The sequence below is a fragment of the Janthinobacterium aestuarii genome (genome assembly GCF_046113285.1).
Lineage (GTDB): Bacteria > Pseudomonadota > Gammaproteobacteria > Burkholderiales > Burkholderiaceae_D > Janthinobacterium.
Genome location: NZ_CP142524.1, coordinates 2,702,347 through 2,724,811 on the forward strand (window position 1 = coordinate 2,702,347; position 22,465 = coordinate 2,724,811).

General features: G+C 55.2%; 18 protein-coding genes. 9 read left to right on the forward strand and 9 right to left on the reverse strand.

Annotated elements, in window-relative coordinates; genetic code table 11:
- Window positions 1-199: 199 nt before the first annotated feature.
- On the reverse strand, window positions 200-634 hold the full coding sequence (locus OX462_RS12115) for a helix-turn-helix domain-containing protein (protein WP_409028506.1): 435 nt from the start codon (window positions 632-634) through the stop codon (window positions 200-202).
- Window positions 635-811: 177 nt separating this feature from the next.
- On the opposite strand from OX462_RS12115, the gene OX462_RS12120 reads away from it, so the two are divergent.
- From OX462_RS12120 to OX462_RS12140, 5 genes are all read left to right on the forward strand, one after another.
- Window positions 812-2,098, forward strand: coding sequence for a hypothetical protein (locus tag OX462_RS12120; RefSeq protein ID WP_409028507.1), 1,287 nt, complete (start codon window positions 812-814; stop codon window positions 2,096-2,098).
- A 108-nt stretch (window positions 2,099-2,206) separates the two neighbouring features.
- A complete protein-coding gene (locus OX462_RS12125; protein ID WP_409028508.1) occupies window positions 2,207-3,019 on the forward strand; it encodes a hypothetical protein in 813 nt (270 codons plus the stop codon).
- A gap of 219 nt (window positions 3,020-3,238) precedes the next feature.
- Entirely contained in the window at window positions 3,239-3,757 is a 519-nt protein-coding gene (locus OX462_RS12130; RefSeq protein ID WP_086146501.1) for a hypothetical protein, read from the forward strand.
- A 28-nt stretch (window positions 3,758-3,785) separates the two neighbouring features.
- Window positions 3,786-4,196, forward strand: coding sequence for a hypothetical protein (locus OX462_RS12135; RefSeq protein ID WP_139842535.1), 411 nt, complete (start codon window positions 3,786-3,788; stop codon window positions 4,194-4,196).
- A gap of 163 nt (window positions 4,197-4,359) precedes the next feature.
- The gene (locus OX462_RS12140; protein ID WP_086146503.1) at window positions 4,360-4,614 is read left to right on the forward strand and encodes a hypothetical protein; all 255 of its coding nucleotides are present in this window, start codon (window positions 4,360-4,362) and stop codon (window positions 4,612-4,614) included.
- 33 nt (window positions 4,615-4,647) lie between these two features.
- Here OX462_RS12140 and OX462_RS12145 read toward each other — a convergent pair whose 3' ends face one another.
- The 5 genes from OX462_RS12145 to OX462_RS12165 form a co-directional block, all read right to left on the reverse strand.
- A complete protein-coding gene (locus OX462_RS12145; RefSeq protein ID WP_409028509.1) occupies window positions 4,648-5,418 on the reverse strand; it encodes a hypothetical protein in 771 nt (256 codons plus the stop codon).
- A 123-nt stretch (window positions 5,419-5,541) separates the two neighbouring features.
- On the reverse strand, window positions 5,542-8,568 hold the full coding sequence (gene mobF, locus OX462_RS12150) for a MobF family relaxase (protein ID WP_409028510.1): 3,027 nt from the start codon (window positions 8,566-8,568) through the stop codon (window positions 5,542-5,544).
- A gap of 208 nt (window positions 8,569-8,776) precedes the next feature.
- Window positions 8,777-9,856, reverse strand: coding sequence for a site-specific integrase (locus OX462_RS12155; protein WP_409028511.1), 1,080 nt, complete (start codon window positions 9,854-9,856; stop codon window positions 8,777-8,779).
- Window positions 9,857-10,506: 650 nt separating this feature from the next.
- A complete protein-coding gene (locus tag OX462_RS12160) occupies window positions 10,507-11,622 on the reverse strand; it encodes a DUF4062 domain-containing protein (protein WP_409028512.1) in 1,116 nt (371 codons plus the stop codon).
- 535 nt (window positions 11,623-12,157) lie between these two features.
- Window positions 12,158-13,201: a hypothetical protein gene (locus OX462_RS12165; protein ID WP_409028513.1), complete on the reverse strand. Its 1,044-nt coding sequence runs from the start codon at window positions 13,199-13,201 to the stop codon at window positions 12,158-12,160.
- A 238-nt stretch (window positions 13,202-13,439) separates the two neighbouring features.
- Here OX462_RS12165 and OX462_RS12170 point away from each other — a divergent pair, with 238 nt between their 5' ends.
- Entirely contained in the window at window positions 13,440-13,949 is a 510-nt protein-coding gene (locus OX462_RS12170; protein WP_409028514.1) for a hypothetical protein, read from the forward strand.
- A gap of 72 nt (window positions 13,950-14,021) precedes the next feature.
- On the opposite strand, the gene OX462_RS12175 is transcribed toward OX462_RS12170, so the two are convergent.
- Window positions 14,022-14,723, reverse strand: a complete 702-nt coding sequence (locus OX462_RS12175) for a LexA family protein (protein ID WP_409028515.1) — start codon at window positions 14,721-14,723, stop codon at window positions 14,022-14,024.
- Between the two features lie 86 nt (window positions 14,724-14,809).
- The gene (locus tag OX462_RS12180) at window positions 14,810-15,382 is read right to left on the reverse strand and encodes a hypothetical protein (RefSeq protein WP_409028516.1); all 573 of its coding nucleotides are present in this window, start codon (window positions 15,380-15,382) and stop codon (window positions 14,810-14,812) included.
- Between the two features lie 175 nt (window positions 15,383-15,557).
- Here OX462_RS12180 and OX462_RS12185 point away from each other — a divergent pair, with 175 nt between their 5' ends.
- From OX462_RS12185 to OX462_RS12195, 3 genes are all read left to right on the forward strand, one after another.
- Window positions 15,558-18,008, forward strand: coding sequence for a type IV secretion system DNA-binding domain-containing protein (locus tag OX462_RS12185; RefSeq protein ID WP_409028517.1), 2,451 nt, complete (start codon window positions 15,558-15,560; stop codon window positions 18,006-18,008).
- A 262-nt stretch (window positions 18,009-18,270) separates the two neighbouring features.
- Window positions 18,271-18,837, forward strand: a complete 567-nt coding sequence (locus OX462_RS12190) for a hypothetical protein (RefSeq protein ID WP_409028518.1) — start codon at window positions 18,271-18,273, stop codon at window positions 18,835-18,837.
- A 69-nt stretch (window positions 18,838-18,906) separates the two neighbouring features.
- Window positions 18,907-20,106: an ArdC family protein gene (locus tag OX462_RS12195; RefSeq protein ID WP_409028519.1), complete on the forward strand. Its 1,200-nt coding sequence runs from the start codon at window positions 18,907-18,909 to the stop codon at window positions 20,104-20,106.
- 385 nt (window positions 20,107-20,491) lie between these two features.
- Here the strand turns inward: OX462_RS12195 and OX462_RS12200 are convergent, their stop codons facing one another.
- Window positions 20,492-22,447, reverse strand: coding sequence for an AAA family ATPase (locus tag OX462_RS12200; protein WP_409028520.1), 1,956 nt, complete (start codon window positions 22,445-22,447; stop codon window positions 20,492-20,494).
- Window positions 22,448-22,465 lie beyond the last annotated feature (18 nt).

Sequence of the window (22,465 nt, forward strand, 5' to 3'; positions counted from 1 at the left end):
TTTCGCAGTCCCTCGCTTGGGATGGCATCTCGCTCTGAGGCCGATCTGAGTTCAACAGCGTCAATTTCAATATCGTCAATATTGCCAATCTGTTTGCTGGTGTCGCATAGATTCAATCTTTTCGACAGCCGTTGCGTTATTTTTCTGGTTGTCGGAGAGCAATGGAATGCTTAATCACCGGCGCTGGAGTTTGCGTTCTCTATTTCGAGATTTTTTTTGTATTTTTCTTCTGCTGCCCCGTTGAGGGAGTGTCGGGGGAAGAAATGGTTGAGCGAAAGCCGTTGTTAGCCCTACCCCTCAGGTAGCCGGCAGTGGCGCGCGCCTGATCGACGACGAATGCTCGGTCCTCTGGGGAAAGGCCGCTGAGATGGGCTTCAATGGCTGCGGCCTGGTCGGTTTTGCGATCGCTGGATGTCAGCAGCAATTCATTCATTCTGCAATCAAAGAGCTCCGCGAGCTCTGACAGGCGCGGGATCGATGGCAAGACGATGCCGCGCTCAAGTCGCGAGATGGCCTCGTTGCCGATTCCCAAGCGCTCGGCAACATCCTCTTGCGTGAGGCCGACTCGGACTCTGTGGCTCGCGATGGCGGCGCCCACTGTTTGGGAAATTTTTTTGAGTCGTTGAGATTCCATGGGGCGTCCTTGTGATGGTTCAACCCGAATGGTGGCTACTAGGCTTATTTGTTTGAAGGACTTAAAAAGTTGAAACACAACTAAAATAGTTTATTATTCGTTCGCTGCATGTTTTTCTCTCATGCAATGTCCCGGAACCCCTAGGTTTGAACAGGCAACAAATTGAAAGGTGTAAGAATGTCTAATTCCCCGAAAAGCTTGCTCGCTAGCATCATATATTTCGCGATCAAAGTTTTGTGTTCGGTGGTAGCGGTAGTGACCACGCCCAAACCTGCGGTGTTAGCTGCGGTGTTTGTTTTCTGGATTTGGCAATTAGTCGCACACTACCGGCGCGGCCTCGTCGCCCTCAAAGCGGCATTGAAGCGGGGTGAAAGTGTGAATCCCAGAGCGGTGTGGTTCAGTAAATTCAAACACAAATTCGTGCTCTCAATCATGGCGTCGGTGGTCTACCCGATGCTTGGGATTCCCGCGGTGATTATTTTCTGGATCGTGGATTTGGCATTCCTCAACCGGCAAAAAGCTGCGGTTCGCGCCGCCGCGCCGCCCACCTACGCAGACAAGGCCGGCATCGCCAGTGGCGACGTGAACGGAGCGGAGTGGGGCTATTCCTGTTCTCGGTTCGATTTAATGATCAATTTCGAGCGCGACGAGGCAAGGTTGGTATCCCATGTCGACAATGTCGGTGTAACTATCCTGGGTATAAAAGCTGACATTTCGACGCGTTTTGATCGCACTTTCCGGCTGTCAGATTTGGCCTGTGCCGTCGAAGAAAATAGCACTAGCATTTACTTTTTTGCATTCTCTCAAGAGGTTGTGGTTGGAACACCTATCAGCGTGAAATGGCGAGGCGACGAGCTTGTCAGAGAAGGCTCTGCCCGTCTTGAACGAAAATGGCATTCCACGCCTGACTTTGGCGCATCCTTCTACGAGATCGGCCCGATGCTGGCGAGCGACTTCAATCGTTACTGGATGCCGATTCAAAAAAGAATATTTTCAATTGGACACGCGAGAGCGGATGCCTATGTCACCGAGCATCAGGATAGCTTGGCTGCGGTGAGGCTTAGCGCACGCGCTGCATGGAAGGCTGAACGCGAAATCAGCATGGCGCGCGTGAGCGAGCTTAAAGAGCTTGCAGGTCTTGGCGAGGCATTTTTAGAAAATGCCCTGCACGACAACGGCTCGCTAGCATGGAGCATTGCTGCCGACAAGAGTGGCCGCGCTGTCGTTGAGTTGAATGGCGACGTGTGGATCGGGTCACTCAAAGACGCTTGCGCGACGGCGAGCTTGGATGAAATTCCCGCAAAAACCGACGGCGCCGCGCCCACCTTTGCGCTGGGAATAGTCGTCAAGGATGACGAGTTTGAGCGCTCGCAGCTCCGCAAGCGCCGCTTCCAGCTCATGGTTGGCTATCCGAAGGCGCAAATTACAACCTGGATCGATCGAATTGAGATCCTTGCTCGATAGCAGGCGCTGGACTAGGACGCTGGGCAAGGCACACGCCTCGCCCAGTGATCGTTGCCGCTGCTGCGGCCACAGCATTCATCTGTTTTAATTAACTTATAGGAAATACTGATGCGTAAAATTTTATCCGCGCCTTTGATTGCGCTCGTCCCATTTGTGCTGTCCGCATGCGCCAACCCCGGAATGCAGGGCGGCTCGAATGTCCAGCTTCAGCAGGCCATCAACACGGTGGGCGCCATGCTTAATGGGACTGTGCCGACTTCGGCAACTGCCACTAACCCAACTAGCCGGCCAGCAGCCCCCACTATCGCTGCCGGTGAAGGCACTCCCAAGGTAATCAGTGGGTCAAGAATTATCATTGACGGTCCTCGCCCGAAAGATCCTCGCTGGGTAGGGAAGTCGATCGAGAGCACTCCGCTTTACAAGCTGTTTGAGCGCTACCCGTTGGAGAGCTATGGGAATTACTGGCCACGCGTGAGTATCCATGTTGATGACTATTCTGAAACACTAGCGTCAAGCGAGCATTCCAGCACCAGAAATTCGCAATTAGCGAAGGAGGCGCGTCCGTTGGAGTGCATCAAATTCACTGCGATGATATGGACCTCTGAGAAGAAATCGCAAAAAATTGAGGGTGTTGTGATTTGCAGCGTGGATATCAAGCCAGATGACCGATATTTGTCCATTGGCGCCATGAACGCTTATCGCGGACTTATGTCTCCTTCAATGTATTCTTCCCGGCAACTCCGAACAGCAGGGCCACGAATTCCGGCGCAACTTTTGCCGCGGTCAACAGGCGAAGACGCTACATTTTATTCCAATGGGGATTACCTTTTTTCCTCCCTATTCGTCAAAATGGGATATCAGGGAGCCATTGATGGGGATGCGCGGCTCTGGTTCGTCAACCTCACTAATGCCAAGTTCTGATAAAAATGGAAGATTAGTGGGGCTGTCTACCCTGCTCCTATGAGAATGGTCGGTTTCGTCGCCATGACTTTCTCAAATAAGAATTGAGGGAGCCCCTCTGTTTGTCCAGATCACATGCGTGACGTGACGCCTCGCACGTTTCAAGTGGCTCATATCCCATTTTCGCCTTTAATCTGACTCGCACTTGATGTGCGATTGGATTTTTGAGATGCTGGAAATATGAAGAACAGCAAAAAAGTCAACAACAGTTACAGGGGCAAGTGCGGGGGCTCGGAGACCGAGGCCAAGCGGCTCGCTCGCTTGGCGAGCTACGCCATAGAACGTGGCCATGCCCACACACTGCGTCGCCATTTAAACTCTGGATTGGCTGCCGACGCCATGTTTTATCACTGGGGATCAGGTCATGGCCCGTGGACTTTGATTGAGACAGCTGCCCGGCGTGGGCAATTGGAATGCTTTAAGGCGTTGGAAGAGGCCGGAGCTTTGATCTCCGAGAATGCGATTTTGAGCGCTGTCGAAGATAAACTCGATCAAGGTGTGCTCGCTCACCTCCTAGCGCATAGGAAGTTCGATCCTCGGGACATCATGCAGGCTGGCTGCTCTTGGAGTGATTACGCCAACCGATGCTCACTCAGAGCCGCGCCGATCCTAGAAAGAGCCATCAGCGAGTTGGAGCGGGACGAATTGAATTCGGTATCCGCTCCTTCAATATCGAGGCGCTCGTGCCGATTCTTGTAATATTGAGGTTTTATCATAGAATAGCCAGATGGCCTCCCCCAAATACAAACGCACTAATCGCTCCTATTCGCCTACAGGAGGAACAGTTCGAGCTGCGTTGGATTTTGCGACGAGTTCGGCTTGTTTCAAGGGTTTTGGCAGCAATTTACAAGGTCTCTCTGTTGATAAGTTGCAAAAAATAGCCATAGAATTATTCGAGGATAGGAAAGTGGTGACAGCCACTTTTTCGACGATACTTCCTAAAGTGGAAACCGCTCGCCAGCCATTCATCATCACGTTCACACCTATGGAGAACGGATGTGCGAGCACGGTGGAAATCGATATCGAGTCGGTGGACGAGCTGCGAGCTAAGGCCAAAATGTATAAAGCTGATGCCACGGCTTACTCGGGAATTCGCAAGCCCAAGATTAAGCTCCGCAACATCGATAAGGCATTGTGAGCGAAGCATAGAGCCACGGGCGTCCGGGGCGATTCGTAAGTCCATTTTATACACCTGACGCACCGTTGGTATATGCTTTTGCTATGAGTGCTGAGATGGACCTCCCAGCACTCTCTAAGTCATATGTAGCCCCGTTTCTGAGCTGGGCTATGAAGGGGATTGCATGATTGATGATTTGACCGGAGAGCGACTGACAATTCAAAATGGCCATTTGATCCTTGCGGCTGCTCAACGCCCGCGCGTAGATTCTATTTTGAAGGAGCATCGTTGTCCTGCGGTCTGGTCCGCGGGCATATCCGCGGTGGAGCGCTATGTGGACACCTCGCCAGACGATATGCGCAATGTGGCTGTTTGGTCGGTGGCGTTTGACGAGAGCATGGACATTGACACGCTTCAGGCCGCGCTTGACGCTGAATAACAGGATTTGAGAGTGTCCAGCACCCCGCTGACGCTATTGGCGATGCCAAGCGAGTTGCTCGCCGAGCCCAGTTGCATTGTTTCTCCGGAAGGTGGCGATATGCCATCCGCCCTGAGCACTTTTTTTGCAAACAAGAGTAATTGGATCGAACGGGGCCTGCGCTATGCCAGCGGCTAGCGCGCATTGCGGGTCCATATTTTCCAGAACCACTCGCATCTCAGCGCCGTCGTCTACAGCGCATCCATCCACGTGCAAGGCCTCAACACTTAGCTCCAAGGCGATCTTGCCTAGGGCGCTGCCATCCGCCCTGGTGGCAATCCAGCAGGCTTGCAGCAACGCCAAGCTATACACTTCTAGGCCACCTTCCGCCATGGGCGAGTCGAGCCACGCGAGAAGTGATGGGGTCTCATATGACAGAATATCTTCTTTCGTTGGCGCAGCCAGGGCAGACTGCATGCCAGGATTGCTGTTGGCGCTTTCTTTTACCATTACTAAGTGATGAATCTGCCCTATGGATTGTTCCTGCCTGTCGATGCGGCCGCAAAGCAAGGAGCGCAGATCGTCAATGTCGCCGGTAGTGTCGAACTCCGTTGCCTTCAATGATCCGCGCGCGCCGTCCTGCGCCTCGTCAAGGTATGCGGCCAGCGCTTTGAGCGGGGAGTCCTCGATTCCTCTTGAGCGGGCAATTTCAAGAAGCCGCGCCTTTCGTTTGGGATTGAGTTGAAGATAGACGCCTCGGCTTTCCCATAGGTTGGGCTTGCTAGGCTGCTCGGATGCTTCCATAGGCATTTTCATATCGTTCATATGCTCCGCATGGTTTGTCACATTTCTCTCGTTCAACGCATCACCCCGTCATTTACACCAGTCATAGCAGTGCTCCTAGCAGCCATTTCGGTCATTTCGCACTTCCCCCCACAAGTAAAATCTCTATCGACTCAGCCCTAAGTCGTGCTCGCCGAGCAGGGTAGCCGGTGGTCTTTTATATGGAACTTGCCCGTGGACCGAGCCCCGAGAGCCAGTGTTGGAGTGCACAGCTAAACCTATGGGGGAAGAGGGCAGCCAGGTGGACAATGGAGAGAAGCGGATAGAGCATGGCGCTGGGGAGATGGCGCCGACATTGGCCATGATATTGGGACTGGCGATGCCGTTGGCAGTGGGGCCGAAAGGCCGGGAGCCCGAACGCATTCGCCGGATTGCCCTCGAAATGAGATTTCGGAACGATGTTGCCCAGCGTGGGGAAGATGCGCTCGCTGGCGCCTTTGGCGACTCATAATCGAGCGTGGTCCCCTTCGCGCGGCTGCGCCTCATGCCAAAGGCCAGGACATCCATCGCCTTGCTTCGTTCGCTTGGCGCTCCGTCCTGCTGTTGATGGGATTCGGGATCTCCAGCTCCCAAGGCGCCAAGGTTTGCGTAAATGGTGGTGGCGAAGCGGGAGCGGCTGGCGGCAACATAGCTCCATTCGCGATCCGCCATGCCTGGATTCACCAGGACATAGGCCGATTCGAATGTGCGCCCTTGGCTCTTGTGATTCGTCAGACAAAAGGCATGGTCAAAGCGCCCAAACGACGCGGGTATGCGAACAATCTTTTCCTGGCGCTCGTTTGGCTCGTCGAGCTCCACCACGAGCATGACGCCGGCCGCGGCGCGCTCAATTGCCGCAATGCTGGCAGCCACGCCATTTGAAATGCCCAGCGACCTGTCATTTTTGGTAAAGACGATGCGATCGCCAGGCGCGAAGCGCTTGATGTCGGTAGTGTCGTCGCGGTGGATGATCTCGGCCTCAATTCCATACGCATCGCGAACTATGCCCCTTTCGACAAGAGCGGCCCGGGCCTTGGCATTGAGCTCCGCAACCTCTGCCCGCGTGCCGGCGATGATCGCCTTCTGCGGCAAGGCCGCATTGTCTTGGTCCCATGCTGCGATCAGCTGGGCAACGGTCGCAGAGTGGCCTGGGACCAGCTTGAGCCGGCCACGCTCATCGAGCATCTCCAATCCGGCGCGAGCCTCGCCGGTGGCGAAGAGCTCCACGGCCTTGCGCATCCATTCGAAATCGTAACGGTCCCTCCATTTTTCAAAAGCCCGCGCCAGCTTTGCGTCGCCCGAGCAAATCGATTCGAGGGCCAGCAGCCGCGCCTCCTCCGGTGCCTCGCGCAAGGCTTGGCCTTGAAGCTTCGACAGGCTTCCGCGAGCGTCGAGCCATGTGAGCAGGGGAGCGAAGTCCGTCCGCTGTCGCTGAATGTTTGAGATTTCGGCCTTGCCGTGACGGATGGCGAGCGCCCGAAAGATCCCGCCCGCGTCGATGGGCTGAAGCTGCTTTGCGTCGCCGACCGAAACTAGCTTCGCGCCGGCCTTGATAGCCTCCGCTTGCAGGAGGCCAAATTCGCGGGAGCCGACCATGCCAGCCTCGTCGAGGATCAAGATGCTCTTGGAGTCGAGTTTCACTCTGCCCTTTTGAAGCGACAAGAGCAGGCTGGCGATCGTGCGCGAAGGTATGTCCGCCTCTCGCGCCAAGTTCAAGCTTGCTGCGGCCGACTGGCAGCAGCCTGAGACGTTGAACCCTGCGGCCGCATACGCGACACCCAAGGCCTTCAGCAGGGTCGTCTTGCCTGTTCCCGCCCAACCCTCAACGAAGGCATGCCGGCCTGTGTCGCAGGCGATGTGCAGGGCCGCGGCGCGCTGTTGGTCCAGGGAGACGTCGACTCCCAGCTTGGCTTTGAGCTCGTGTTCCAGGCGTTCGAACTCATCACCAACGACGGAGCGGGCGACCTGGTGCGCTCGATCCAGGGAGAGCTGCTCCACCGAGGCGCTGATCGAAGCCTCAAGATTCAATGTGGCCTTCGAAGTGAAGATCTCGGTAAGGTGCTCAGTGCGGCCAAGTTGAACGACATTGGAGTGAGCCAGGAACTTTTCAAGCTCTGCCAGGCATTCCTCCGCGTTCCAGCGGCCCATGGCCTTTTCGCAGATGAGGGCGAGGGCATCTTGGGCGGTCGCGCACGACCGGCTCTCCAAAAGTTCGGCCAGCGCTTCGTCGCGATCGATTTCAAAAGGTGCTTCAATGTCTGGATGCACAGTCTTGTCGCGGCCGGTCCGCATCGAGGCGACGGCTTCTGGCGTCAAGCCCAGCTTTGCGGCCATTTCCTTGAATCTTTCAAGTAGAACCGGCAGCGAGGGCTCGGCCTTGGCGGAGCGGGTGTTGAGGGCGGCAATTTCCCGCGCGACAGCGCCATCCGCTTCAAGCATGCCGCATTCGCGCACATATTCTGCAATTTGCTTGGAGCGCGTCGACAGGGCGTCCCGTTGTGCCTGGTCGATTCCGCGAATTGTAAAGTAGGGGCCTGCTGGCTCCACTTCGAAGCCAAGGCCCCGCAGCCGGCTCGCGAGCTCGACGCGAAAGAGAATGCCGGTGGCAATCTTCGCCTCAAACTGGGCGCGGTGCTCCAAAGCGCTCCACTCCGCGCTATTTTTGCGCTTGGCCAAGTTAAAGAAGAAGCCATGGATGTGCAGTTGGGGCTCTCCGGCGCGGCTGCTGAAATGCGTATAGCAGGCTGAGATCGTGGCGCCCGCCTGCTGCTTTACCCTGCCGCCTTGGCCGTGCCTGGTGATTGAGTTGCTTTCCACATGGGCTAGAGCGCTTTTTGCCGAGTCCTGCAAGCAAGCGATGAGCGCATCGCGCGTGGCTTTGTCTGCGCCGGCAAAGATCGCCGAGACATCTTTGACAGCGGAGAAGGTCATGTCGAGCCCCATGACATGATTGTCGCCGGCACCTTTGACCAAGGCCTCGCCTGATAGAGGATGAAATCCCTTCGCCAAGCGCTCTACATGCTCGCGCTCGGCATGGTCAGAAAGCCCGAGCAGTGCGGCGCCGCCACCAGTCCAGAATGGCGGAGGCCCCAAGTCCCCATCAGGTCCCCGAGCATAGTCGTCAAAGTCTCCTCGCTGGCGCGTCGTGTCCATAGGTCCGCCAAGATAATGCAAGTATCCCTTGGAACTGTGGCCTTTTTTAGCTTGGTTCGATGCAGAATTTATTTTCGTGATTGAAAGCAAATGACACCTCCTTATTGAATAGCAAGCTGGCTCGCTTTTGGCGCTTTGCTTTTCAAATTTCCTTGCCTAGAAAGGGGCGAAAACAAGGGGTGGCTGGGAAACCACCCCAAGCCGAGCGTTAGTCCATCCGTTCGGCCAGCTCATCGCCCCTAAGATTTGCGTATCGGACCAGCATGGATACGTCGCTATGGCCGACAATCGCCATGATTTCAAAGACCGACAACTTGCGCTTGTAGAGCACCATCCGACTGATCGCCTCGTGGCGAAGATCATGGAATCTAAAATCAATCAGTCCGGCCCTAGTCACAAATTTATGGAATCCTGAGGAAACACTGAGCGGAAGGCCTAAGAGATGGAAGACCCGGGAGTTGCCAGCGACTGCCTCTTGCTGAAGATTCTGCATGAAGGCTATGGCCTTGAAAGAAAGCGGCACTGCGCGAACCTTTCTTCCCTTGGTTTTTATCGCGGGAATCGTCCATAACCTTCTATCAAGGTCAAACTCATCCCATTCGGCCAAGACAAGTTCCTGCAAGCGAGCGCCAGTCTCAAGCGCCATTTGCATGAGATGGAACCATTGATTCCGAGATGGCGCCTTGCATGCTTTGAGGACCGCCTCCAAGCGTAGCTGCTCTGGTTCGGAAAGGCGTCGCGTGCGCCTATTTTCCCAATGTTTAGGGAAGTGTTTTTTGGAGAAGTTGAGCTGCTGGGCCGGAAGGTTGAGGGTCTCCGCTCGCCACCTGCAGGCCATCGACATAATTTGCAGATGAACCGCGATGGTTGAATAGCTGAATGTAGTGCCAATCCGGGTTTTTTTTGTCAGCATGCGTGCGATGTAATTTTTATTCCACAATGGCGTCACGTCCTTGAGCGTGATATTGCCAATCACGCGCAAAATCGTCGGCGCTGTTTTTTTATGTCGCGGAATAGATTCATCGCTTTCGCAAAAAGCTTGGACAATGTCTCGCAGGCGCTCATCCATCAGGCCGGCGAGCGTAGCTTGTTTTTTGTCGAGGCGCTTCATTTTTTTCGATCGTTCCTCCGCAAGCTTTTTAAGCTTTGCCTCGATAATCTTCGAAAAATCCTCGGCATCGCATCTTTGCTCAAAGGTTTTCACAACTGAGGTTTGGCCCTTGACTCGAATGGTTGCCTGCCAAGTGCTCGGCTTGTTCTTGCGTGGTCGTTCAACGATGGTAGCCATATTTTTCTCCTGGGTTTGGTTTGAAGGTGCACCGCATACTTCCGATGAATGGGCTTTTCTGCCGGCCGCATGTCGGATCTATAAACGGGGTTTTAGCAGCGCTAATGCCGCGCTACATCCACACACAACAAATCCCGTAAACGAGAAGGCAGCGCAAGGCCTTGCGGGTTATGATTTCGGGCGCGTCTACACAAAAAACCTACCTCGCGGAGCACCAAAAACTCTCTCAAACCACTCTAAATACAGTCGTGTAACGACATAAAATTATCTTTTGAGCCACAAAACATTGCGTAATGTGAGTTTTTTGGGGCATATGAAGCAGATGAATTAAATCGGTGCAGCGCAGTGCAGCGGAGAAGTATCCGATGAGCGGTAATTTTGTTGTGTAGAGGGCTTGATTTAAAAGCGGTGTTCGAGGGATGCCGCAGTTTAGAATTCTGGTCGGTCAACGTCGAAGTAGGCGGAAATGCAAATATTTACTTTTGGATGTGAACTGAAAACGTTCTGCGCCGAAACGACGAACCATGCGAGAAGCATGGTTCGCGAAGAAATCCAGTTTGAGATGAAAGCCCATCAGCTTAATGGCGCGCTGCGTTAAGGATGGCTATAGCCGTATAGAGGTTCGAGAAAACGCTCTCACGGCCAGATGATCACGCCTTCATCTGTCGACGCAACGGCACCATGAGATCCTCGGCGAGCTCTGCAGCTTGGAAGAGCAATGCAGCCCGCGGCCGATCGGTGGACGAGGTCGGCGCCTGTTTCCCGCTGGCCATGCGCATTGTTCCGGAATTCGGACTGGCTTCCTGCTCCGCTCGCGTTCGCCAGCCCATATACTCACTCGCCTCGATCGATGCTGCCAATGCGACGTGCGTAATGCGCTGGGTCGGGTCGATTTTGTCTAAAAGCCATGCTCCGAATGCCAAGGCTGCGCTGAGTTCTCGCAATACGTCCTCTTCGATGACGGCAAAGGCGCCGAATCCGCTGCGATTGTCGAGCTCTGTTCGATCTAGGCAGAGGCGGAGTAAAATCGAGCCGTTTTCTTCAAGTTGGATTTTAGCGCCGCGCTCCTGCTCCAACACGAGAGCAGCGCCTTCGATGCCACAGTCAACCCCCTTCGACCTGACAAACAGTTTTGGCTCGATAAAAAGAGCCTGTTGGTGGAGCGCTTCGGCCAGAGCGGGAGCCTCCAACTCGGCTGGCCGCAGAATTTGTTGGATAGGGCCACCAACGATGCTGACCAAGAGGGTCGGGGAGGCATGGCTGTTTTGCCGAGCCTTGGGCAGCAAGCTTAGAGCCGCAGCCGACAGCGCAGCCTTGTCGAGAGGCCCTGCCGTGTTCGCAAGCTGGTAGTCGTGGAGGGCGCGCGTAACAAGGTCCCGGAGTTCGTCGGCAGTTTTAAAGCCTGCGCGAAAATGTCCAGCCTGCCAAGCACCCACCTCGGAGATAAACTTCGCCTGCTGATCGTCTCGCTCAACACCCTCTTGCACAAACATCAAGATAGGTTTGCTTCCCCGAGCTTCGAGATACTCTTCATGAGTAGGAGAGACTCCTGACGAGCCTTGGATATGTCCGTAACGGGAGCCAAGTATGAGGACTACCAAGTCCGCTGACCGCAATCCCTGCAGACACGCGATTTGGGGCGAAGTGGCCTGCGCGCCGAAGTCTTCCGCAACTACGGGTTCGTGGCGCAGGGCGACAATCGCTGACTGCGCTGCCGCTCGGAACTGCTCGAATCCACCGATTAGTGAACTGATGAAAATTTTCATGCAAAGTCTCCAATGTTTGGCCATCAATCTATATTGTAATCGCTCTCACGTTGGGGCTTTTCACGTTTCGATCTTCGGCTTGCGCAAATAACTCTTAGGCCAAGCCGATAATGAAAAGTCATCTATTCTCACAAAGGATAAGGGCCGATTACGACGAGCACGGCATTTCCGCAGATGGCACGGATTGGAATTCCAATAAGTCCGCGGCGGGAGCGCCGCGGAAGCTTCGAGGTTGGCGTAGGGAGTTGGCGCGGCTTGCCCAAAGGCAAAGCCGCGGTCAACGGTCTTCTATTCTATATCTATTAATAATCTATAGATGTAGGCCCTGCGTCCGGTTCAAACCCGAGGAGCTTCCTACTGGAACCCGAGCATCTTTCCTATTAAACCCGAGTTATTTTGGTGAACTTCCCATTTGCACACGAGCAATTTCCTGATTAAACCCGAGCTGGCGAGCATTCCGGAAATTCATCTGCTCCGTTAAACCCGTCAGCCCGTTTTTTTGATGAACAGATCATCCCAAATCAGGTCGGGACGCTCACAGCGCGACCCTGCGAGTCGTCGGATACGACAGGTCGTTTGGTTCGTCGGAGGATTCATACCAAGACGGGGCAGAGTAGGATGGCTGCTCTGGCCCGTGTGTGATGACAACAGTCCAAGAGTCGCTGGACTTCCCGTTTCTGATAATTTCGAAGTCTGCGACAAGCAAGGTTGCAGAGTTTCTCAACTCTGTCAGAGCGGTAAGTATCATCGCTGGAAACGTCCGTTGCTGTCCCTCGAAGCCGCACAGTTCTCGTATATAGCCGATCGTGAGCCCAGGGAAGCTTTTGTGGGTGGATAGAAAATCATGGAGCCACTGAGCGAGCGAGTAAGCTAGCCCATTGCGGCGGCCACAATTAACTTTGAATTGATAGTCTAGGCTCAAGGCCGCGGCCATCCATGGCATGTCCATCTCAATAAAATACTTCTTTTCTTGGCGATAGGCGGCCGCGACCAGCTTCCCTGTCTGGGCATGGCCGTCGTGAAGCGTCACTTCTATGGTCGCGCGCGACAATCGCTCGACGCTTTGCCAGATCCGTCGCAAGGCGCCGCCGCAGTGGTCCGACGACCCCATCAGCGTTGCAATTGCCGCCAGCTCTATGCGGATAGGAACATTATGGGCAGGCGCTCGCTTGACGATGTTCATGACGGCATGCCAGACCTGTTTGTCCCTCATATACAGCCGTTCGCCACAGAGCGTTAACGCGTATTTTCCCTGTGCCTTTACGGGGCCATCGTGGGGTATGCCTAGCACGGTCCGGCCGGAGCTAAATAGGGCGCTTCTTGCCATAAATGCGGGGCATCGATCAGGGTCAAAGAAGCTCGGCAGGCGCAAAGGGTAATTTTTAGCCGCCGGCAGAGCTATTTTCTCAGTTTCCCGCATGTTCTTAACCGGGACAGACTGAGTTGCAATATAAATGGCTGCACTGCGTGGCCGAGCCGGCTGCGGAAGATCCCAGTCATCTTCTGGCGCCGGAGCCTCTATTGCTACGCCTTCTTGTCCATAGTTTGTCATCATCTTTTCCTCTCGTGGTGATTTCATGTGATCGGCTTCCCGGAATGGAAAACGATTAGGCCGGATGCTTGGCGCCTGCGATGACAGGCGTGCGCCGTCAAGCCCTGACAGGTTTGCTGGGCAGTGTCGGAATATTCCTTTCAATGTATTGGAGCGGCCGAGCGGCGCGGTCCTGCCGTCTGTCGGCGGGGCGGCTGAAGTTCCTAACCGTGGACAGTGCTAAGGCTGGGCCAGTCGGCCACGGCCATTCACCAACGGAGAAAAGATGAACAGCTTTTATGGAAAACAATGCAATTGCGTAGGGGAATGTCGCTGCTCGAAGGATGACGACGCTGGCACTCTCTCTCTTGCGGCCACGGCGCAAGCCGAGCGCATGCGCGTGAAACTCATGCTCGTCAAGGACTTTCAGGTGCAGTCGGCATTCATCAATGTCACTAAACTGGCTAGCATTCTCGGCATTTCCCCCTCGACCATTTGGCGGCAAATGCGGAACAGACAGTTTTTCATTCCCTATCAAATCTTCAATTGCACCCCGATGGTCTGCATAGATGACTTGGTGGAGTGGTATTGCTCACGCGACTGCCTGTCTGCGTTGGAGGCCGCAGAACTCGAAGAGCGCGAAAAAGACGAGAAAGAAAAAACCAATCTTGCCCGCAAGATGAAGGACGAGGCAATGTCGCGGGCGCGAGCCGCAACGATCGTTGAAGACGCCATGGCTGCTTTGGGATTGGCCGGCAATGGCAAACGCGGGACTGGCTTTCGGCCGGGACGCTGACTCGTCAGGTGTGTAGTGGACTAGGCCGCAAGAGCAATGCTCTCGCGGCCTAGTCCATTTATGTTTTGATGTTCAGTGAATGCTGATGGGTGGGATAGCCACGACGCCGAGAATGCGCATGTCCGACTCCTCAAGCACGGGAATGGCTTCAAACGCTGGGTTCGAGGCGACCAAGATATATGCGCCACCGATAATTTTAAGTGTTCTCACCACGCGGCCGACGCCAACGACATCTGCGAACACGATGTCGCCATCCTTGGGCTCTGCATTGAGCTCGATCTCGACCATGTCGCCGTCCTTAATGCCAAGCTGGCGCATCGAATCCCCCTTGATGCGCACTTGCTTTTTTGCATGTGTAATTGCTGAGTCTATGCGCGCATGATGACTTTTCTTCGCTATTTCCTCGGCTGCGTCGACAGCGACGGGTGAGGGGAGTGCGACTGGTGATACTGCTGCGGCAGCGCCGGCGCCAGATGCAGTCGCTGATTTCGCTGACAACTGATTCGGCGCTTGCTTGCGATCGCGGGTTTCTCCGGCGATGCGCCACTTTTCAAAGACCGCCGCGAGCGTCTCGAGAGGCGCATCGTTAAGCGCATCCTTGTTTGTCAAAGCGTCAGTGGCATCCTTCTGGACGAGGTCATAGGAGGAGAACCCGTCGAAAGCAAAAATGTGCGCCTCCAGTGGCGAGAGCCCGGCGCTTGCGGGCTTGGCCTCGGTGGACTTCGATTGAGGCGCGGGCTTCCCCGTGCCATTTTTCTTAGTGTTTCGAATCATTGGAGAGAGCCTCTTCGTTTCGCCATGCGCCGCGATCTCAGCGTGGCATGAGCGGTAGGAAGAGTGCTTCCGCCGTCATAGCCGGATCAGAGTCTCTCCGACTTTTTAAACTTTCGCAAGACCCGTTTTCTTGCCGCGTCGTATGCGGCAACGGTCAGCCCTAGTGAGGATCTAATTTCTCTCGCGGGCATGTCCGACAGAAGGCATGCGAGAACGTCTCCGGCGACAATGTCGGCGCTGGCTCGAAGCTGGCCCAGTATCGTTTTGATGGAGATGCTGTTTGCCAATCGGGCCTCGGCTTGCAAGACCTTCTCCTCGGCGGAGATGTGAAAGTTTTCCCCCTCGAATGACCATTCGATAATGTCCTCGATGGAAATGCCAGAAGCCGTTCGGGTTGATTGCTTGTTTCGATCAGCTCCGGCAATGCTGCGCATGGTCATGACCATGTAGATCTCAAAAATGACGCTCTTGGGCCAGCGGCGGCGCTGATCCAATGTCAGGAATAGGGCTTCATGCATGAGGTCCAGCGGCTCGGAGAAATGGGTTCCCTGTATGTATTTCCGCGCCACCCCTAGCAAGATCTGTTTTTCGCGAGCGCTGATGTTGGCGTAGGCGAGCATTGTTTCTTCCGGTGTTCCATATTGCGTCATTGCTGTCATTTGCTTCCTCCGAGTAGTTGTCTTCCTGCCTTGGTCTGCAAACTGAAAGCGACTTCTGCCTAGCCGGATTTGTTTGGCTGACCAACGGCGGCGCCGGCCGCTCGTCAAGCTGGTCAACGTCCATGTCGGAAGCCAATTCTCCTTCGCAGTGCTGTTATTGGCATAGGGAGAAGCGATGAACAACGACCGTGGTCGGACCGAATTTGACTGGGGCATTTCAGCCCCCGCCGCGCCATCAGTGGGGCGGGTGAATGTGGTGGGATGGATCGGCGCCAGCGCGACGCTTGGAGCTTTTCTCGGGATTTTGGCGCTGATGTTGTCTTGGCGGGCGCTGCCTTGGCTGAATGACCCTCCGGGCTCCATCTCGCTGCACTTCAGCTATCTGATTCGCTCGGCCCTGCATGGCGTTTGGAGCTGGGCATTTTCAGATGCGGCCCGCAGCTATGCCCAATTTCTGGAATCGCTGTCTGCGGGGGAGAGGGTTGCTCTGATCTCTCGCTTGATGTTTGCGCTGTGGGTCGCGTGCCTGCCCGCGGTGTTTCTGGCGAAAATCTACCTCGCTCCGCGCAATGGCCTGCTTGTGCTGAGAGGATCGGCGCGCCATGTTGGCGCCCAAGCGGTCGAGGCGCTGAATCTGATGCTCGCGGACCGGGTCAAGCGCCGGCCTGATCATCCGATTGCCCCGGACGTGCCTTATCCAGCTGACATGTGGACTAGGCACGTCCTGGTGGTGGGAGGCGTGGGCTCTGGCAAATCGACGGTGCTCAAGCCGATGATCCAAGCGGTGATCGAGGCGGGCGAGAGCCTGCTCCTTTTCGATCCGAAGGGAGAGTTCACAAAGGGCTTTGGCGAACCCGAGATCATGGCGCCGTGGGATGCCCGGTCCCTGGCGTGGGACATCGCGAAGGACATGCGGAACATCGGGGACATGCGGCGCTTTGCCGCGGCCATGATCAGGGAGGCCCAAGATCCGATGTGGTCCAACGCGGCGCGGCAGATCGTTGTCGGCTTCATGATCTATTTGAAGACGACGCGAGGGAATGGGTGGGGATGGCGCGAGCTGGCAGAGATGATGTCCATCCCGCAGGCCAATATTCTGCAAATCATGGAGGCGTGCCATCCAGAGGCAATGCGGTCGGTGGAGAGGGCATCCGTCACCACGCAGGGCATTTTGATCAATCTGTCTTCATTTTGTGCGCCGATCTTTGACCTGGCCGAGGCTTGGGGCGAAACACCGGAGGATCGCCGTGTCAGCTTTGTGGAATGGGCGCATGGCGGGATACCAGCCAATGATGTTGGCGAGGCCATTGAAGGTCGCGGCGCCATAGATGATGGTGAGCCCGTTGAGGGAGGTGCGGGCCGGAAAGGTAAAAGGAAGGGCGGGGAGGCAGTTGAAGGGGATGCCCGTCGGAAAGGTAGCTCGAAAGGAGCCGGTGAAGTTGAGCGGGAAGGTGGCCGTAGAAGTAGCGGGAAACATTCCCGGGGCGTGCGCCGGCAAATCATTCTTCAAGGGCATGGCGCCTATCCGGAGCTCACCAAGGGCTATTTGGAGGGAATCATTGGCACCGTCTCTGCGATTGTGAACAGCGTGGAGATGGATGACGACGAGAGCCGCAAGCTGTGGATCATCGCGGACGAGTCGGCGCAGATGGGCAAGGTTCCGATCCGGCCGCTTTTGGAGGTCGGCCGCTCGCGAGGCGTGCGCTGCATCCTGGCCTGCCAAGACTTGGCGCAGCTGGAGGAGATCCATGGCGCGCTCATGGTGAAGGCGATGGTGTCGATGGCCGGCACCGTCCTAGTGGGGCAGCTCATGCAGGGAGACACCGCGGAGCAAATGTGCAAGGCCTTGGGCTCCCGAGAGGTCGAGCGCTCAAATATTTCCTACGGTGGCAGCGGCGCGAGTGGCTCAGGCAGCTCGACGACGCTTTCGTTCGCGCGTGACGAGATTGCAATTTACAAGCCATCGGAGCTGGGTTCCCGCCTCGGCCCAACCCCCGATGGCAAAGGTGTTCGCCTGGCGCTCTTTACCGGTGGCCAAGCATACGAGCTGTTCTGGCCCCATTACAAGATGAAAAAGGCGCGGGCTGCTCACGTGCCGGCTGCATGGACTCAAGATGTCAGCCGAGGTGCGGGCTTTGTTGGCAGCCCTGCGGCGTCCTCCCCGGCCCCGATCGCAGCATCAACCCTAGCCGCAGCTCCAATCCCAGCAGAAACCCTAGCCGCAACCCCAGTTGCAACAATATCGCCAGCCGCAAAGGCAGCTCCAATCTCTAGCACAACCTCAGTGGCAGCTCCTGCATCAGCAGTGCCAGCAGCAAGCACGGCTCTAATTCCAGCCGGGCACACTGAGCCAAACACTTTTTATCCCGATTCGTCTGGCTCGTTCGCTTTTTCCCGTGTTCCACTTGGAGCCAGCGTTGACTCGCCAGCATCGAGGACAGATTTTCGCCCGGAACTTGCGCCATTGACCAAAATTGAGCCGGTGCGCAGTGAGCTGCCCAGCGATTTGCACGACTTGCCCAGCGTGGAGGAGCTGTCAGCAATGCTTAACGAAGCTCTTGAGCTTAAAAAAAAGAAGGCATCCAAAAAGACTGGCGATACGAGGAGCGATGCGCTCAATGATTGATTAATTTGCATCTTTAGTCGAACGATGGCGGCGGCCGTTCGTCGCAGTCTTGCCAATTTCCTAGCAAGCAATCGGCGAATAACCACGCGCCAAAGCAGTCCGTGCATAGCTAAACGGAAGAAGCATCTCCAATGCTGCCGGCAAGGGCCGCAAGGAATGCTGCGGGGACGTGGCCAGCATCAGCGGCGAAGGCGGTGGGAGGGCAGGGACGGAGCAAGAAGCCAGGTGTTGGATGTCGAAAACATGCTGTATGGGAGGTTTGATGAAAAAAATGAACTCAATACGAGAAAACGGTTTCAATTGCTCGGGTTTCATCATCAATAGGCTGTGCCTTACGGAGGTGCGCGAAAGCCCACGAGGTGCCTCATTAGCCACTCAAGCCATTGCTAACGAAGACGTGGTCCTAGCTGATCTGGATGTCGACCTTGTTGGGGACTTGGGCAACGACCAGGATTTGGCGTCTTCAAGTGACCGAGCAGGTATTGGCGCACCCATTGAAGCCCCTATTGAAGAGGAAGCCCCCATTGACGAGCTCAATACTAAATTTCGAAAGATCTGCATTCAAGATCAGCAAGCTGACAAGGAAAAATACGCGGGGATGCTTTTTGTAAAGCTGGAACTTTGCGTTTACTTGCACAGCAGGTTAAAGGAACGTGGCTGTGTGGAGCGAGCCAGCTTGTCGCGGGAACTGGCAAATGTGATCCGAAAAATGCTAACGGACCAGGCGCATATGGATCGAGTTCATCAAAGAATTTGTAGGGCAAGCCTAGCGCCGCGCGCGTTTTCCCAGGACCAGAAGGGTGGCTATCAGGATATTGATCCCCAATAGGTCTTTGTAATGTAGGGGGGGGGGACGAACTGATCAGGTCTTCATAGTGGCAAAAATAAGAGGTTAGACATGCGTGTCGAAAACCCAGCTGTGCAATTTAACGGACATGCTCGCTCTGCAGGCGAAAATGTTGGAAATAAAGCAGACGTGAAATCTGAGATCGCTCTCACACTGATTGAAGCGATGAAGAACGGGAATACCCCCTGGCAAAGACCTTGGGCGGCGCAAGCTCTCAGGCCAGTGAATCTCGCCACGAATAACGGATATCGAGGCATAAATAGGCTGCTGCTTGCTTTGGGGAGCTGTCTTGATGCTGAGGGACGCTCCGATCCTCGGTGGGCAACCTATCAGCAGGCGCAAGCAAATGGCTGGCAGGTCAGGCGTGGCGAGAAAGGGATACCGATCGTGAAGTTGGTTGAAGTCGGGAAATCTGCGAGCCCGGATGCACATCAAAGCTCTTCGGCCGGCAATCGGCAGCATGCCGGCAGCGTCAGATCTAATGCCAATGCTAATGCCAATGCCAATGCCAATGCAAATGCCGGAAGTGGAAGTGGAGGGCGAAGTGGAGGGCGAAGTGGAGGGCGAAGTGGAGGGCGAAGTGGAGGGGCAGGCGGGGGCGGTGGACTTTCAGGCGCGCGGAATGCGCAGGCAGGTGAGGCCGAGCGCAAGGCTTTCGCGCTGCGCCGATACGTCGTTTTCAATGCTCAGCAAATGGATGGCGTGCCATCTCTTGAAGCCCCATCTGAAAAGCTGTTCGATCCTGTCGTCCGTGCGGAGGCGGTGATCCAGGCTCTCAAAGAAAAGACGGGCTTGCTCGTCGTTCATGGTGGCACTGATGCATGCTACGTGCCGGCCTTGGATGAAATACGTCTGCCGGCCAAAAAGTCGTTCCATAGCGTCTATGACTACTATGCGACGGCCCTTCACGAGGGGGCGCACAGCACGCTGCACAAGAAGCGGCTGGACCGGCAGGAAGCGATCGCCAAGCGTTGGGGCGACGAGGCCTATGCCGTGGAAGAGCTGAGGGCGGAGATCTGCTCGGCGATCCTGGCGGCCGAGACAGGCGTGCCAATGTCCCAAAGTCACATCGACAACCACGCGGCCTACCTCAAGCACTGGATCAAGGCTGTGAGCACTGACCCGATGACTATCTTCTCAGCAGCCAAGGATGCCGAGCTAATGGCGGAATACATGCTTGGGTTGGAAAAACAAATGATCTCCATGGAGGTGCACAAGGAATGGATCGTGGAATATGATCGCAATTGTTAGCGGCTGTGCCTTGCTTTCAGGACCCTCATTTGATAAGAACTGAAATGCTAACGACTGTTAAGCTGGCGGTGACGAGCGTGCTATCAGATGTTGCCTCTGTATCTGTGATCACTCATGCAATTTTTAAAGCCTTTTGCCGAGGCTAAAAGTAATACACTTTGTGGCACGTCCTCTTGAGCCCAGCACCCGCATGTCCAAAGCTGCATTTTTGCCTTTAGGTTCAACGGTTCTGCCAGATTCGAAACATTACAACGATAGCATTCTCGCCACAGTATCAAACCACTAGCCAGTTTAGGCGCAGCGATGCGCCGTCAATCACGCTTGTCAATATATGCAAGGCGCCGCTTTGCTCCACCTCGCGACTCTATCGACTGGCTCTGGCATTCTAATTAAGCATCTGGTTGTATGTCGAAAAGATCTTTTCGGCGCGCGCTAGCGTAGTCAAAACCTGCGCTGAGTCGCCATCCAACACGTTGGGATTTTGGAGCAACCAACGCGCGGGACTGAAATGGTCGAACTCAGGAACGCCTTCCGGCATGAGTTTGAACAGCGCTTCCGCTTTTTTGACTGAGCGCGGCGTCGTTTCGTCTGCGGCGGCAAGCGACTCAAATGTCACGGTATGCGTGTGTGGAGGCTTGTATGCTTGATTCAGCAAGTCGACAAAAAGCTCCGTGGCGAAAATATCTTCGATGTCAGCCTCTGCTTGGTCGAGGAAATCCGCGATGGTGAAGAACTGCCCGGCCTTCATGATGTCCGACTTTTTGAGCTTGTCGATCTTGCCCACTTCGCCCTTGCCAATGTCGGACAGCACGGCGACGTTTATTTTGTTTCCACCGAAGAGGCGAATGAATGGCGCGATTTTGTCGATCCCGCCGGTTGGGCACACCACCCACTTCTCGCTCATGCCTTCGCGGTTGCGCTTCTTCAACGCTTGGGACAGAACCTGCAAATAGATGATGTCCGAAGGTCCTTCGACAAGCCAAGTGTTTGGGGCGATGAACAACGTCTGGCTCACCTCGTATCCCAAGGCGCCTTGGAGTGGGAAAAGCGTGTCGCCTGTGACCTCGAGCACATCCGACCGCACTTTGGTTCCCTTCACCAAAGGCCTCGGGCCGTCGCCCTCGACAACGTCCTCGACAATCCGAACATCGGCCAACCGGCCTATTGGAACCATGAACGGCGAATGGGTGGTAAAAATGACCTGGTGTTCGGGAAGAAGCCGTTCGACGATGTAGCGCAGCAGATCCCCTTGGGCTTTGCCATGAAGCGTCAGACCAGGTTCATCAAGCAATATGATGGCGTTGGGGTTGGTCTTTTTGAGTTGCTTGAATTGCGCCAAAAAGGAGAAGAACCAAACGAAGCCAGAGCTACGCTCGGATAACGGCAGCGTCGCTTTGTGATGGGTGTTTTTGATCCGCACCTGCGCCACAGTGCCTGCGTTGAATGGAGGTTTATCACCGGGTCTGCCGGCATCAAAATCAATCACCACCTCCAGCGCGTTGTTCTGACTCCAAAACTGAAATATTTCTTCGGTGATATCGTTGCCTGCGGCCTCACATTGGGCCTTTAACGCTTCCCGCTTGTCCGCCGCCGCGAGCTCTTCGGGCGTCGTCCCCGCATAGGCGAGAAAGTCTAAGAAAATCTGATCGCCAGGCTTCAGCTCTCCTGCCTGGCGATCAAGTTGCAACTGCTCTATTGATATCTCGCCAGACATCCGTTCGAAATGCGACGTGAAGAAAAATTTCGGCATCCTCGGTCCAAGCAAATCGTAGACAGCCAAAGTGAAGTTCAGATCGCGACAGCTTCTGATGTCTTGAAACAGTTCTTCCTGCGCGGCAGTTCGGTCAGGCAAATTGGATAAGACCTCTTCCGCTTGGCGCGCATCTTTCGCATCGAGAAGCACCGCCCGCTCCGTGTCATCAAGGGCATGATGTTTGATGAGATGCGACAGGCACTTGGCGGCGTTGACTTCCAAGGTCCAAGTTCGTCGCTCGTATCCAAATCCAAATTTGACTGTGAAAGTGTTCCCACTCAGCGCTTTCGGGCCGAAACGCTGCTCAACAACATCCAAATCGGTGCGATCGAGAAGCCACAACGTTTCCACCACCTCCGATTTTCCATCAGGATGGCGCTCATCGAATCGCGCTGAGAATCGACGCGGATAATCCGTCACCTTGTCGTAGATAAACGGCTGGGCGGGCTTGATACCTCGTAACGCGTTGAGAAGCGTCGTCTTTCCCGCTTCGTTCTTGCCTACCAAACAGGTCAAGTCCCCGATTTCAAACTCTTCACTGTCTTCAACGGATCGATAATTTTGCACGCGCGCGCGAATCAATTTCATCTGCGGTTCCTTCTCAAA